The sequence below is a fragment of the Myroides oncorhynchi genome (assembly GCF_020905415.1).
Classification (GTDB): domain Bacteria; phylum Bacteroidota; class Bacteroidia; order Flavobacteriales; family Flavobacteriaceae; genus Flavobacterium; species Flavobacterium oncorhynchi_A.
The window spans coordinates 3540949-3556037 of sequence record NZ_JAJJMP010000001.1; the positions used below are offsets into that span (position 1 = coordinate 3540949).

The following is a 15089-nucleotide window of genomic DNA, read 5'->3' on the forward strand; positions in this document are numbered from 1 at the left end:
TTGGGAATTTAATTTAAGATCTACCTGATTCAACATAGGCGATAATAGACCTTTCAAAATCGCTTTTAGTAGACGCTTTAAGTTGTAAGTAAGTTTCACCTCCTTTATCTATATTATAGATAAAGTGAATCAATTTTACTAAGCGTTCTTTATTAGACGTTTTGCTATAAACTACAGTTAAAAATTCAAGAGATTCTCTTCCTCCTAATAGCCCTAACGTATCTAAAATTAGCTCTTGCGTTGATAAACCTACATATTCAAAATCACTAATAAGCAATGGAATTACTTCTCTATAAGAAAGTTTTCCTAATGTATCTACAATGCTATTTTTTACTAATGTACTATCAGTAACCTTATAAAGCTCTGCTAATTGTGGGGTACTTTCATTTTGGTTAAAAAAAGCAATCTCCGCAATTAAATAAGCTTTATATTTTTCATTTGTCGCTAAGTTTACCCAACGCATTAATAACGGCAGAGGATTTTCTACAGATTTACTTACCAACGACTTATGAATACGGACCTCGTCTAAAGCATTGAAGTCGCGATCGAAATCATTGTCCAAAAACTTAAACGAATCATGTGAAGATAACTTCATAAAGATACTCTTCGCATGCTTTCTTACACTTTTATTTTCTGAATACAACTTATGTGAAACTGCTGTACCAGAAACCAGACTTCCCATTTCATCTAATACTCTTAAGGAATGCTCACTATCCTTGTGAATTTTACTTTTTAAACGATCTTCCCAATATGCAGGTAGCTCTAAAGCTTCTAGAATCTCTTTATAATTATTGTTATTATACTTCATCTTCTGCTTTTATCATATTGACTAACAAATTCGTTATATGAGCCTTTTCCCAATTTGACAATTCACTATTACTTAAACCTAAATAATCTAAAATTTGCGTTGTAGTTTTATCCTCATGTGAATGTAACAAGTAATACAATGCTTTCCCGTATTTATCTTTTACTTTTTGGTATCGATTTTTTTCAACCTTTGCTTTATAAGCAACAATCCCAATCTTTAAAAGTGATAAAATGTATAGTCCCCCCAATAACATAGTCAAAAAAACAGTCATTCTTACTACTGGGGAAAAGCCTTCAAAATGCGAGCTTAAATAGTAAAAATAATACATAATAATATCCATAGTTAATCGATTTTAGAAAAGCAAATATGGGGACAATAAATAGTATATGACAAATCAATATCTTTATACTTTACGTAAAAAAATATCAGTTACTTTATTTTTTACGTAAAAAAAACACAGAAATAAAACAATATTTACTTAAACACCTGTAAAACATGATTTACCCAACCAATATCATAATATTTTACAAAAAAATTTAGTTATTGACTACAATTATATTAAAAAAAAAATAAATGAATAAACGCTAATGAAATGAAACCTAAGAATAAGCACTTAAATTAGATATACCAATACTTGAGCATTTTTAACACTTACAACCCCTTAAAACAACCATACACTACTATATAAGCAAGTTTTTATGTTTTCACTATACTTGTTTCATAAAATAACACTAGTTTTTTTATGAAACAATCTTCATTAATAAAATGATATATTTGAGTTCGAAATAGAAAAATGATTTTTAACTTTAAATTAAAGATCTTCTATAGATCAATTACCTATTCGAGTATAAAACCTACCTAAGAGCAGTTAACTTTTCAATGATATTATAGACATTTTCTGATAATTTTTAATACTAGAATAGTCTTAAAACAAAAATTGCTTTAACCTCTACTCTGTTAAAAAACAATTATGTTAAATCGTATAAATTACAAGTAATTAAACAAAGTATAGAATTAATCTAAAATACCTAGCCTTCTTATTTCTCTAAATTACACTGAGAACTTTAGCTCTAGTAATTATGATTCATAACACAGCATTTCACTTACGAGAGCTAAGAGTTTACTATCCCAGAAGGTGGTGAAGAAAGATGCAATACCTTTCAAGTATACCTCTAGAGGAGGTACATAAGGCCATCTCTAGTCTATATATAGATAACAAAAAGGAATAGATTAATACATTAATCGAAAAAAGCCTATACCAAGTGTATACACTTGATATGGGCTTTTTATCCTATATAATCCGCTGCTAACCCCAAAAACCATGTTAGCTAAATAAACCTAGGCAATTCTACTTTGTGACTCTAAAATCATACTATATTTTTCTGCAGACCTCCTATTAAAAATCCTTTTCTATAGGATTACTGGTAAGAATAACCTTCGTTTTCATCTCTTGAGGGTACTGATCTATGTACTCTCTATTTTTTGGGTTTAGATCAAGTAACAAATCAACAGCTGTCTTATTATAATGTACTTTATCTGCTTTCTTTGCTTGTTTTTTAGTTATCTCGGCATATTCTGTTGGACCAGCTAAAAAATCCTTAGCAACTACCATATTCTGGCTTTTAGTAAATTCGAAAACATACTCTTGTGCTCCATCCCAAGCTTTGACTACAAATCCTGGTAGGTTATTAAACTTATATGGACCATTTAGCACAGGTATGTCACTGGTAAATAACACATACCATACGCGCCCTCCATAACTTGCTGTTGCCTTTTGTACATTATAGCCCTCCCATTGCGTCACTTCTGGATCTATCCTCCACTGTATAGTGTTTTTAGGATCGCTATAAAAGTACTTTTGCTTAGCCAGCTCCTGATAAAGCTTGTTTTCTTTAGCATTACTATATATAGACCAAGTAAAGCCTGCTTTAATCCTTTGTATTTTCATCACCTTATCCATTGAAGATAAAGTTTTATCATCTTTTAACTTCTCTTTTAATTCATTTCGCTGCTGATTACCATAATCTGTAAATCGAGAATCACTCTGATCAATATCTAATACAGCAACACCTTCTGTTATTTGATCTGCTTTCTGTGGATTACTGAGAATCTTAGTATTATAAAAGAATCTATTTATTGACACTGAGTCCGTAGACTGCTGTGCAAAACTTGAGCTTACTAAAAGCAAAGAAAAAATAGTATACAGCTTTTTCATAATAAATAATTGGTTTAGTAAACATAAGAAAAACTTTATAGAAGCATAACTTTCTATCAATAATTTATTTTCTGAATAACAATTTCCTATTTCACTCTCTTAAAACTAAGCTCAGTATACTTAATAGAATTCTCTTTGTCATTTTCCGGATTAGGTAATGTTGCCATAACTACTAATTCATCATTAGTCAAACTCGTTATTAGTATCTCTGCTTCGATACCCAACTCATCTAAAGTATGCATAGAGTTCTTACGAAGAGTATACTTCAAACTAGTTATTTCCTCAAGACAATTACCACTTTCGTCTTTACCAACATAATTAAGAATATCTATTTTATCTGTACTATACGTCCAAGTCATGTACCCACATCCATATTCATCCTTAGGATTAGTATCAGTTAAAAACTTCGCTTCCCTATCAAATATTTTACCTGATGATAGTTCCCACGTTCCTACTAAGCTTTCTGCTTTATACTCTTTAGTTACTTCTTGTTGTTTACAACTACTCATTCCCACTGTCAATAGAGACAACAGCAGAATGGCTAACATCTTTCTCATATCCTTTTTTATGTAAAGATAAAAATTTCAAGAAGCTTCACTACTAATTCTAATAAAAACACATTGTTTTAACTTATGAGTTTTATGTAAAAACAACTACGCTAAAAAGCCTAATTACTAATATCTTCAAACAACTTATCAACTACTTCTTCTAGAATATAACCCGTCCCATCAAAGCTAGTATTGGTCAATATAGATATTCCCATATTTTGTTTAGGATAAATTACAAACCAATTCTGCATTCCATATATACCTCCGTGATGTCTATAAATTAATTGGCTATCATTTTCTAATATATACCAGTGATAGCCTTCCCAAAAATCATTGCCTTCTTTATACAACCTCTTATGAGATTCATTTACAACTAGATTCGACTCGTCAAGCTGCAATTTCATATATTTTATTAAGTATGTAGTTGTAGTGGGTAATCCTGAAATCCCTCCCCATAAAGTCCTGCTGAAGTTAGGCATTAACTCATTTTTATCATTGTACCCCTTTACTAAGTTTGCTTTATCACTATCATTTAATGTAAACTTCGTTTGGTTCATTTCATTTGGTTTCAAAACAAAATCACTCACTAGTTCCTCAAAGCTTTTTTGATACACTTTTTCTAGTATATATGCTGTTAGTTCCGGAGCTGTATTTGAATAAGAATATACTTTTCCTGGCTTCGTTTCAATTTTGATTAGTTTTAATCCTTCAAAAAAAGCCTCCTTATTTTCGCTTTTAAGAGGAAAATTAGGAAACCCACTTGTATGTGTAAGCAGGTCTTTTATCTTAATAGGTTCTCCTTTATATTCTAAATTGGGGTACGGTTCGTTTAGATATTTTCTAATATCATCATTTAAATCTATTTTTTTATCAAGTACAGCTTTAGCAGCTACATAACCTGTAAAAGTCTTAGTTACAGAAGCTAACTCATAAAGTGTAGAATCATTTGGTTTATCACCTTTCCCAATAGATAATTCACCGAAATGCCTTACTATAGACTCTCCATCTTTAAGTACTGCTACTGAAACAGAATGAAATCTCTTATCCTCTAGTAATAGAAGAGCATTTTTTGTAATTGCATTTTCAATATTCTGTTTATTGACTTGCGCATTACTTTTGAAGCTAACTAAGGCAAAAATCAAAAAGACTACTAAACAATAAAGTACTTGGGAGATTATACGCTTCTTCGGGAGGAATAGTGGGTTCAAGAATTATATGATTATTCCACAGAAAGTGGATCTTCCCCACTTTTGGTGGTAATTCTAGCTAAAACCACAGTAATTTGCATTATAGATTAATAGCTTATGTCAATTAGTAAATTACTTTTTAATAATACAAGAATTTTTAAGATTATCTCATTAGTAAATGAGCTAGATAAAATAAGAATCTCACTAGTTAGTAAATCAAAACAAAGCACTTGCCCTAACTGTGAACTACCATCTTCAAAATTACATAGCTACTACATTAGAAAAATAGTTGATCTTCCTATTTTTGGTAAACAAACAGTGATAAAATTGAAAGCTCGAAAATTCTATTGTTCTACATTAGAATGTCCTTTGAAAATCTTTACAGAGCGATTTAAATCCATCTTTTCTTCTTATCAAAGACGAAGTAATCGGCTAACTAAAAAGTTATTGAATTTAGTTATTCTAACAGGAGGTAGACCTGCTGAGAAAATATGTTCAGAATTTTCTGTTACTGTTAGTGATACCACTTTACTTCGAATTATAGCAAAACAAGAGCTTCCAACAACTGCTAATGTTACACATTTAGGTGTAGATGATTGGGCTATTCGAAAAAGAGAACGCTATGGAAGTATTCTTATAGACCTAAAAACCAATAAACCAATAGGTTTGTTAAAAGATAGGGAAGAAAATACATTTTACCATTGGCTTACTCAAAACAAACAAGTACAGCTAATTTCAAGAGACAGATTTATCAATTATCAAAGAGCTTCTACACAAGGAGCACCTCAGGCTTTACAAGTTGCTGATCGTTGGCATTTGCTAAAAAACTTAGGAGAAACTGTTCGAAAGATTTTAGATAGGGAATATGCGGTTATTCAAAAAATGAGAAAAAAAAACACTATGACAGTACAACCAGAAAATAAATGGCGAAAGACTAAAACGTCAAATCATCAATTGCAACGTTTTACCCAAGTCAAAGAGTTATTAGCTCAAAGTAAGAGTCATAGAGAAATAAGTAAATTGCTTCGCATGAGTCGTGTTACAGTAAAAAAATATGAATTGTATGATGAGCTACCTACGATACATTGTCAAAGCTCAACAGGTATAGAAAAACATCTCGAATATATCGAATCACAAATTATTCAAGACCCAACAATTCTACTTAAAACGTTACATTCTGAATTGAAAAATCGTAGATATAGTGGTGCCTATAATACATTATCAGATTCGCTTAGACGATTTCAAATTGCAATTGGGAAAGCTGCTAGAAAGAAGGTGATTTTACCTTCAAACTTAGTGTTTTGGCGCCCTTCACGCACAATGATATTGTTTGTCACTAAAAAGGAGAGAATCAATAAGGTACAAAGGCAGATACTAGATCAGCTTTGTGAGTTATCACCTACCTTACGTTTTACATTGGAATTAGTCAGAGAGTTTCGAAGTATGATGTTTGAACAAAAATGTAGTGATTCTTTTCATACTTGGATTGACAAAATAAACCTAAGTGATATCCCAGAGTTTCAGAGTTTTTCTAAAGGGCTTTTAAAAGATACTAACGCAATTAAAAATGCAATAGATTTACCATGGAGTAATGGTCCTGTTGAAGGTAATGTAAATAAACTTAAGACTCTAAAGAGACAAATGTATGGCAGATGTTCAATTGATTTATTAGAAAAAAGATTGGTACTTTCACCAGATTAACCACCAAAAGTGGGGAAGATCCACTTTCTGTGGAATAATCATTCAGTTGAGAAATTAAATCTTTACGCTTTAAATCCTGTGCATATGATCCTATACTTATAAATAAAGCAATTAGTGTTAATATTTTAAATAAGCTTTTCATTGGCTCAACATTTTATAAACTTGTATCTATCATTAAAAAGTTGATAGTCGCAGTAGTGGATATGAAATACTAAACTTTCGATTTTGCGTTTAACACATCATTGCGCCAAGCCTATGTTACTTACAGTTATTTTACTTTGACTTCTAATATATTATCTGGTTTTTTAGTTGGATTTTCAAGATAAACTTTGTTTAAATCAACATTTTCTAACCATCTAGAAATATAAGTTCTCTCTTTTTGTTGAGAATCTTTAGCTATTTCAAAGTTTAAACTTCTTATTGTATTTCCAGTTCCTATTGATTTACCCCAAAACTTATTATTATCATAACTTAATAATAAATAACTCAAATTATTACCATCCGTATCGTAAACTTTTGGTTTCGTATAAGTCTTTTCAAACGTCCATTTAGTAATATATCCTATACCATTTTCATCAATATTTAATTCATCATGATCTAAATTAGATAATGTTAAGTTTACTTCACCTGAATAATTTTTAGGAACAATAATTTTTAATGTTGGTGAGTATAATTTGTATATAGTAATTGATAAGATAATTATTGCAACAAATAAAAGTCTAATTAAAAAATTCTGTTTTTTAAAGATGAATTTAGATATATATGTAAATAACGTTATACAAAAAGTTATAAATATTGAAATAATTATTACATAAAAGAAACTAGAAAAGAAAAATCCTCCAGTTAACTGAGTAAGCTGATAAATATAAATTAGCAATAGTAATATTGATAAAGTAACTAATATTTTTTTTACGTTTCTCATTGAATAATTGCAGCTAACATTGTTTTTTTTACGAAATAAAACATGGCATAATTTCGTAAAATATAACGCTAATTTACCAAAATAAACTCCATAAAAAAACTAACCTCCCTTTTCTGGGTGCAAATTAGGTGCACATAGCACTAAAAAAAGCCCGATAACAGTAGTTATCGGGCTTTTCAGCGGAGGAAGAGGGATTCGAACCCCCGGACCTGTTACAGTCAACAGTTTTCAAGACTGCCGCAATCGACCACTCTGCCATTCCTCCTTTAGTCTGCACTACTTTCGTAATGCGAGTGCAAATGTAGTATAATTATTTACAACTCCAAACTATTGTTTTAAAATAATTATACTTTTTATCCTCTTCCGTCTATCTATGATAACACCTATTATATAGTATACTGTTTATCAAAAAGATACTACTATTCGAATATCTTCACAACTAATTTATAACTAAGTGCATCTAGAGCATTTAAAGCACTCTCTGAAGAACTATTTGATAAGATCACAATTCCTTTCTTACGTATAGGATCAAAAGCTATATAATTAGAATAACCAGAATCTATACCTCTTGTAAAATATAAAGGCTCTCCAGAATCAAATGGATATCCTATCTTCCATCCTAAACTAACCCAATAATTTGGAGAAACAATCAATGTTGGTTTTTTGGCTAATTGTAATACTTTATCTGAATCATTAAAATGAGCTTGAACAAATTTGCTCATATCTTCTACTGTTGAAATACCTCCACTAGAAGGTAACAATGCTCCTACCTTTATAGGATATCCCTCTTTAAGTCCCACGTTAATTCCCTTGATGACATTTTTCTTTTTCTTCGGCATATACACCGTAGAATTCGTCATCTTGTATTTATAAAAAATATTTTCCTGTATTAACTTATCAAAAGACTTGTTGTATACCTTACTCAAGGTATTACCTAAAATAGCATATCCCAAGAAAGAAAAGCTTTGTCTTCTCTCTGTTTTTGAAGAATCTATAAGTAAATCATTAGCTAGATAATCCTCTAATTGATCAATAGTAAAATTAGTCAATAGATCATCTTCTGTTTTTGATTCACTCGCTTTTACATCAGGAAGCATAGGTACAAAAGCAGAATGATTAGCAAGCCCCACGAAACTTAACTTTATATTCTTATTAAAATTAAAATCATAATAACTATTAATCTCTGAAGTAATATCTAGTTTCTTCTCTACTGCTGCTTCTGCTAATACTGTAGATGTAAATATTGTCATCACATTAGCAATAGAAAATTGCTTATCAAAATTATCTTCTTTTTTTACCTCGTTTCTATTTTTCTTAAACCCTAAATACTCTACTTTATCATGGTCTATTAATCCGATAGCATATTGTCCATTGTCAGGTAGATTTAGAGTTTCACTTAGTATAATTTCCTCGATACTTTGTTTCTTAAACGAATCATCCTGAGGCTTAGGCATATCTAAAATTCTAAAACCTATAACTTCTCCAATATCATTCATTGCCAAGTTTAACAAGGCTACTTCATTGTTTTCAAATTCTGTTTTAAACAGTGCTAATTTATTAGCATCTAGTCCATAAAACTCCATATTCTTAATATTACCTAGCTTTTCCTTCATTTCTACAAAGAATTGCTTTGCCTTGACACTTGGCAACTCCTCTTTTAAAGATGCGGAAAAATGTTTATAAATATCTTCATAATCACTTGTATTATAATCTTTCACAAAAACATCTATCAACGGTTTGTATTCTTTGTTTTGTGCAAAAGAACCCATAATTGCCATCAAAAACATTACTATAGAAATACTTAATCTCTTCATTTTAAATTGTTTTACAGGATAAATATATTAGTATTTATCTGATATATTCCCTACTTTAACAAGAATAAAATAAAAATAATAATTTATTTGTAATCTACACCTCCATTTATGTTCTAATACAAACAAATACAGCTATTTATAACCACATAGATATTCTTTATTAGAATACATCCTACTAGCACATATTTTTAACTATATTCGCTCCTATAAAAAACGAATGACTATGACCAAGAGTGAGAAAGTACAGTTCGCTATGGAGACCCTAGATGCTCTATACCCTGAAGTACCCGTGCCATTAGACCATAAAGACCCATATACCTTACTTATAGCTGTATTATTATCAGCACAGTGTACAGACGAACGAGTGAATAAAATAACTCCTCTCCTATTCGCTAAGGCTGATAATCCATACGATATGATAAAGCTAACGGTGGAGGAAATCCAAGATATAATCAGACCTTGTGGATTGTCACCAATGAAGTCTAAAGGAATCTATGGCTTATCTCATATACTTATTGATAAGCATAATGGTCAAGTCCCACAAGATATGGCTGCCTTAGAAGAGCTACCTGCTGTGGGGCATAAGACTGCAAGTGTAGTGATGTCTCAAGCTTTTGGTATTCCAGCATTTCCTGTAGATACTCATATCCACAGACTAATGTACAGATGGAACTTCTCTAATGGCAAGAGTGTAGAGCAAACCGAAAGGGATGCCAAGCGACTATTCCCTGAAGACAAATGGAACTTATTGCATTTACAATTAGTTTGGTACGGACGTCAATATTCACCTGCTCGTGCTTGGAACCTAGAGGTCGATATTATCACAAGTGTTATAGGTAGAAAGACTGTAATTAATGAATATTATAAGAAAAAAGGCTTGAAGTAAAAACTCCAAGCCTTTCTTTTAGTTCTCTTTCGAGTAAAGCGATAGATTATTTATCAAGCCGCTAAGCCCTACCAGACTTAACCCTTTCGAATAGCTTAATAGGAATTTAATAGTTTCTTCTTTCGGTAAAGTAAAACTAGATTGTTTTGTTACGTAATTTTTTTTCATATAAAGATGTTTTGTTGTTTTGTACTATGATAACGACAAAACATCTTGGAATATTATATCTCTGTCAAAATAATATTCTTCTCATCAATTAATTTTCTCAAATTTAGTAATGCATATCGCATTCTACCTAATGCTGTATTAATACTTACATCAGTGAGTTCTGCTATTTCCTTGAAACTCAAATCTTGATACATACGCATCATAATTACCTGACGCTGATCTTCTGGAAGTTCTTTTAAAAGCATGTGTAAATCTGCCTCTATCTGCCCTTGTATAATGTCTCCTTCGACTGTATTAGAATCATCCTTTAGAAATGAGAAAATAGGCATTTCTTCAGAGTCATATTGAAATTGAACTCTCTTTTCCTTTCTGTAGTGATCCATTACTAAGTTATGTGCAATGCGTATCACCCACGGAAGGAACTTGCCCTCTTCGTTATAACGCCCAGATTTAAGCGTATTTATTACTTTAATGAATGTATCTTGGAAAACATCATTTGCCAACTCGGCATCTGAAACTTTAGAAAAGATAAAACCATAAATCTTAGACTGATGTCTTTTGATCAAAACTTCTAATGCGCCTTCTCCTCCTGCAATATATAATGTTACAAGAGTTGCATCAGGCATATTTATATATACCATACCAAATTCCTTTTTTAAAACTGTAAATAGATTCTTATAAAGTAATTTTGTAGAATAGGCTTTGATTTTTTATAGTTTAACGAGACAAATATATAAAATTATATTTGTTAAAATAAATAAAAAATAAAAGTTTTTTTTAGAACATATAGTAACAAAGCATAAGATATCATGCCTTTTAAGCAGGATATATTAAAAATCACATATCTTAATATTATCCAAATGAAATAATCACAACATTAAGTGTTATTGACTGTGAAAAACACAATTCTTATTTCATTAAATTTAAGATATATTCTCTTCTTATCTCCCTAATTCATTCCTATTCAGATCTAATAGTCTAATTAGCCCCCTTGTACTTATTTACCTCTTTGGTATGCATTAGCCAACAAGGAAAAAAGAAACAGAGAACCGAATTTTTCATAGCTACTAGATAGACTATATCATATCTCTAAATACCATCCGTAATACTATAATACATAAAAATCACTCCTCCAATCTATATCACCCTTTCAATATAAAGTAAAGGCGCAATATTGTACGTCTTCACAATACATATCATATTCAATACATTAAAGCACTACATTTCAATCGTTAATTCCATTTTATTTTTTGTATCTTTGTCTAGTTAAGCAGCTAATCATAGCTGCATATAATCTCAATATTTGCATAAAACTAAGCAAATCCATTCCTCAAATAATCCTATTTTTGAGATAAAAAAATCAATATTTTATACTTTTTCAAAATTATTTTAACACCCTAAAATACACAAAAAACTAGTCTTTATACGGAATTACTCGGTGTTTGTTCGGGGACTCTTCGGAAAAAGCCCCATTTTACCGAACCTCTTCCGAAGGATTCCCGAACAATGTGTGGACAATATCAAAAAAAGCTACACACCCCTTACTAACACTGAGATATATCACATTTAAAAGAATTTAAAAACAGCTTAAAAGCACACAGTGTGTTAAAAAATTAACAATAAGTAAATAATTCTATTTAATAAATTAATTAACAATTATACTTGTAGATAAATATTCTCAAAACACCACTTTTATCTAATTCTCTTTTTCAAATCAAGATAGCGCCATACCCTCTTCCGTTCACTTATACTCTTAGCTATCCCACCACCAAATACACCTTGCTTCCTAAAGCATAAAAAAGAATAATAACTAGAATAGCTTCTTATAATGCTAACCTTCATGATTTGATTTGCGAAATATTATAGCACATTAAGGACTTTGGCGAGATTATAAGTTTCTAAACTTTAGATAAATTAAAGAAAGCATTATCTTTGTATGTTCAACCTTTATAGGCTTTATGAAAAAAATAGATTTCTCCAATATAGATCCAAAAAAGAATATAATAATCAAGGGTGCTCAGTTGCACAACCTTAAGAACATAGACGTCGTGATTCCGCGTAATAACCTTGTGGTTATCACTGGTCTATCTGGTTCAGGTAAGTCGAGTTTAGCTTTTGACACGTTATATGCTGAGGGACAACGCCGATATGTAGAGAGTTTATCTTCTTATGCACGTCAGTTCTTAGGTCGTATTAATAAACCTAAGGTGGAATACATCAAGGGTATCGCTCCTGCTATCGCTATCGAACAAAAAGTAAATACGAGTAACGCTAGGTCTACTGTGGGTACTTCTACAGAGATATACGACTACATCAAGCTACTTTATGCACGCATCGGGAAGACTATCTCTCCTATCTCTGATGAGGAAGTGAAGAAAGATACCGTAAGTGATGTGTTAGATTATATCAAGAGCTTACCGATCGGTGCAAAACTTCTATTGCTAGCACCTATTGACTTAGGACAAGACAGAGTCCTATATGAGTACCTTAATGTATTATTACAGCAGGGATACGCTAGAGTATTAGTCAATGGGGAGACACTTCGTCTAGACTCCTATATCAGTGAACATACGGAAGATGAAGTCAATAAAGTAGATGCATCAAATGTATATTTAATCGTAGACCGTATTGTCGTGAGTGATGATGAGGACTTCTATAATCGATTAGGAGATTCTGTGGAAACTGCTTTCTTTGAAGGAAAAGGATACTGCTACATAGAAGATCTAAAAGACAAAACACGCAAGGAGTTTAGCAACAACTTCGCTTTAGACGGAGAGACATTCTTAGAGCCAAACGTTCACTTGTTTAGTTTTAACAACCCTTATGGAGCCTGCCCTACTTGTGATGGATACGGGAATATCATCGGTATAGATGAAGAATTAGTGATTCCAAATACAGGCTTATCTGTTTATGACAATGCTGTTTTTCCTTGGAGAGGAGAGTCGATGGGATGGTATAGAGATCAACTGGTAAACAACGCTTACAAGTTTGACTTCCCTATTCACAAACCGTATTTTGAGTTGACAGATGAACAAAAAGCTTTAGTATGGGAAGGTAACGCTATGTTTACAGGGTTAAACGACTTCTTTAAAGAACTAGAAGAAAAGAATTATAAGATACAAAATAGAGTACTTCTCTCTCGTTATAGAGGAAAGACCAAATGTCCTACTTGTAAAGGAAAGAGACTGCGTATAGAAGCTAGTTATGTAAAAGTAGGTGGCAAAACTGTTAGTGAATTAGTAGACTTACCGATTAAGCATTTGATTACTTTCTTTAAGGATCTTGTCTTAAACGAATATGAAGCTAAAGTAGCTCAACGTCTTTTAATCGAAATCAACAACAGACTAGGTTTTCTTAGTAATGTAGGACTTGACTACTTAACGCTAAACAGAAACTCTGCTTCTTTATCAGGTGGAGAATCTCAACGTATCAACTTGGCTACATCACTAGGAAGTAGCTTAGTGGGATCGATGTATATCTTAGACGAACCAAGTATAGGACTACACCCAAAAGATACGGAGAAGCTTATCGATGTACTAAATAACCTGAAACAATTAGGGAATACCGTGATCGTAGTAGAGCACGATGAGGACATTATGAAGTCTGCAGATCAGATTATAGATATCGGTCCTGAAGCAGGTAGTTATGGAGGTGAATTAGTCGCTCAAGGGGACTATGCTACCATCCTTAAGTCTGACTCTCTTACTGGTAAATACCTTAGTGGAGCACTCGAAATAGCTGTTCCAAAGAAGCGCAGACCATATAAACACTTTATTGAGATAATCGGTGCTAGAGAGAACAACCTCAAGAATATAGATGTTACTTTTCCATTAGATTGCTTGACTGTAATCACAGGAGTATCTGGTAGTGGTAAAAGTACACTAATCAAAAAGATATTGTTCCCTGCGTTGCAAAAGAAACTAACAGGACTTAGTGATAAGCCTGGACAGTTCACAGAAATGAAAGGAGAATTCGGAGGGATTAAATCTGTAGAATATGTGGATCAAAACCCTATCGGAAGAAGCTCTCGATCTAATCCTGTGACCTACATCAAGGCGTATGATGATATTAGAGATTTATACTCTAAACAACAACTATCTAAGCTTAGAGGATATCAACCGAAGCACTTCTCATTTAACGTAGATGGCGGTAGATGTGAGACGTGCAAAGGAGAAGGTACAGTGACTGTAGAGATGCAGTTTATGGCTGACGTTCACTTAGAATGTGAGACTTGTCACGGAAAGCGCTTTAAGAAAGAAGTATTAGAAGTAAACTTTGAAGGAAAGAATATAGATGATCTATTGACAATGACGATAGATGATGCACTACAGTTCTTTGACCTACACAAACAAACCAAGATAGCTCAGAAGCTACAGCCTCTACACGATGTGGGATTAGGATATGTACAACTAGGTCAGTCTTCTTCTACCCTATCAGGTGGAGAGGCGCAACGTATCAAGCTAGCATCTTTCTTACTAGCGGGAACAACTAGAGATAAGGTGCTCTTCGTATTTGATGAACCAACGACAGGACTTCACTTCCACGATATTCAGAAGTTGCTGAAGTCATTCGAAGCCTTAATCGAGAAAGGACATTCTATCATCGTTATCGAACACAACCTTGACTTGATCAAATGTGCAGATTACATCATCGACATTGGTCCTGGTGGTGGGGAGTATGGCGGTGAGTTAGTAGCCTTAGGTACCCCTGAAGAAGTAGCTAAAAATAAAGCCTCTCTAACAGGTCATTACTTAAAAGAAAAATTAAAATAATTACTTAGATAATTAAGAATTACGACGATATATCTCGTAAATAGAGAATAAAAACTAAAGGCTGTGTC

Annotated in this window: 11 protein-coding genes and 1 tRNA gene; 3 read left to right on the forward strand and 9 right to left on the reverse strand. The window is 32.1% G+C overall.

The window, feature by feature from the left end:
• Positions 1-13 precede the first annotated feature (13 nt).
• From LNQ81_RS15340 to LNQ81_RS15360, 5 genes are all read right to left on the reverse strand, one after another.
• Positions 14-808, reverse strand: coding sequence for a HEAT repeat domain-containing protein (locus LNQ81_RS15340; protein ID WP_229948233.1), 795 nt, complete (start codon positions 806-808; stop codon positions 14-16).
• Positions 798-1148, reverse strand: a complete 351-nt coding sequence (locus LNQ81_RS15345) for a hypothetical protein (RefSeq protein WP_229948235.1) — start codon at positions 1146-1148, stop codon at positions 798-800. The genes LNQ81_RS15340 and LNQ81_RS15345 overlap by 11 nt, the downstream gene beginning before the upstream one ends.
• A 1056-nt stretch (positions 1149-2204) precedes the next feature.
• A complete protein-coding gene (locus tag LNQ81_RS15350) occupies positions 2205-3023 on the reverse strand; it encodes a GLPGLI family protein (protein WP_229948237.1) in 819 nt (272 codons plus the stop codon).
• 86 nt (positions 3024-3109) lie between these two features.
• A complete protein-coding gene (locus tag LNQ81_RS15355; RefSeq protein WP_229948238.1) occupies positions 3110-3580 on the reverse strand; it encodes a lipocalin family protein in 471 nt (156 codons plus the stop codon).
• A 110-nt stretch (positions 3581-3690) separates the two neighbouring features.
• The gene (locus LNQ81_RS15360; RefSeq protein ID WP_229948240.1) at positions 3691-4713 is read right to left on the reverse strand and encodes a serine hydrolase domain-containing protein; all 1023 of its coding nucleotides are present in this window, start codon (positions 4711-4713) and stop codon (positions 3691-3693) included.
• Positions 4714-4875: 162 nt separating this feature from the next.
• Between LNQ81_RS15360 and LNQ81_RS15365 the strand changes: the two genes are divergently transcribed.
• Entirely contained in the window at positions 4876-6459 is a 1584-nt protein-coding gene (locus tag LNQ81_RS15365; protein ID WP_229948241.1) for an ISL3 family transposase, read from the forward strand.
• 268 nt (positions 6460-6727) lie between these two features.
• Here the strand turns inward: LNQ81_RS15365 and LNQ81_RS15370 are convergent, their stop codons facing one another.
• From LNQ81_RS15370 to LNQ81_RS15380, 3 genes are all read right to left on the reverse strand, one after another.
• Positions 6728-7381, reverse strand: coding sequence for a hypothetical protein (locus LNQ81_RS15370; protein ID WP_229948243.1), 654 nt, complete (start codon positions 7379-7381; stop codon positions 6728-6730).
• 180 nt (positions 7382-7561) lie between these two features.
• Positions 7562-7646, reverse strand: a tRNA-Ser gene (locus tag LNQ81_RS15375).
• A 154-nt stretch (positions 7647-7800) separates the two neighbouring features.
• Positions 7801-9195 (reverse strand): serine hydrolase, encoded by a 1395-nt coding sequence (locus LNQ81_RS15380; protein WP_229948244.1) that lies wholly within the window; start codon positions 9193-9195, stop codon positions 7801-7803.
• Between the two features lie 223 nt (positions 9196-9418).
• Here LNQ81_RS15380 and LNQ81_RS15385 point away from each other — a divergent pair, with 223 nt between their 5' ends.
• Positions 9419-10081, forward strand: a complete 663-nt coding sequence (locus tag LNQ81_RS15385) for an endonuclease III domain-containing protein (protein WP_229948246.1) — start codon at positions 9419-9421, stop codon at positions 10079-10081.
• Positions 10082-10302: 221 nt separating this feature from the next.
• Here LNQ81_RS15385 and LNQ81_RS15390 read toward each other — a convergent pair whose 3' ends face one another.
• Positions 10303-10890: a sigma-70 family RNA polymerase sigma factor gene (locus tag LNQ81_RS15390; protein WP_229948247.1), complete on the reverse strand. Its 588-nt coding sequence runs from the start codon at positions 10888-10890 to the stop codon at positions 10303-10305.
• A gap of 1317 nt (positions 10891-12207) precedes the next feature.
• Here LNQ81_RS15390 and uvrA point away from each other — a divergent pair.
• Positions 12208-15021: an excinuclease ABC subunit UvrA gene (gene uvrA / locus LNQ81_RS15395; RefSeq protein WP_229948249.1), complete on the forward strand. Its 2814-nt coding sequence runs from the start codon at positions 12208-12210 to the stop codon at positions 15019-15021.
• Positions 15022-15089: the final 68 nt, after the last annotated feature.

Bases quoted from the DNA above. Each gene is read 5' to 3' on its own strand.
- LNQ81_RS15340 (WP_229948233.1), bottom strand. From the start codon at position 808: ATGAAGTATAATAACAATAATTATAAAGAGATTCTAGAAGCTTTAGAG.
- LNQ81_RS15345 (WP_229948235.1), bottom strand. From the start codon at position 1,148: ATGGATATTATTATGTATTATTTTTACTATTTAAGCTCGCATTTTGAA.
- LNQ81_RS15390 (WP_229948247.1), bottom strand. From the start codon at position 10,890: ATGGTATATATAAATATGCCTGATGCAACTCTTGTAACATTATATATT.
- LNQ81_RS15350 (WP_229948237.1), bottom strand. From the start codon at position 3,023: ATGAAAAAGCTGTATACTATTTTTTCTTTGCTTTTAGTAAGCTCAAGT.
- LNQ81_RS15365 (WP_229948241.1), top strand. From the start codon at position 4,876: ATGTCAATTAGTAAATTACTTTTTAATAATACAAGAATTTTTAAGATT.
- LNQ81_RS15385 (WP_229948246.1), top strand. From the start codon at position 9,419: ATGACCAAGAGTGAGAAAGTACAGTTCGCTATGGAGACCCTAGATGCT.
- LNQ81_RS15380 (WP_229948244.1), bottom strand. From the start codon at position 9,195: ATGAAGAGATTAAGTATTTCTATAGTAATGTTTTTGATGGCAATTATG.
- LNQ81_RS15370 (WP_229948243.1), bottom strand. From the start codon at position 7,381: ATGAGAAACGTAAAAAAAATATTAGTTACTTTATCAATATTACTATTG.
- LNQ81_RS15355 (WP_229948238.1), bottom strand. From the start codon at position 3,580: ATGAGAAAGATGTTAGCCATTCTGCTGTTGTCTCTATTGACAGTGGGA.
- uvrA (WP_229948249.1), top strand. From the start codon at position 12,208: ATGAAAAAAATAGATTTCTCCAATATAGATCCAAAAAAGAATATAATA.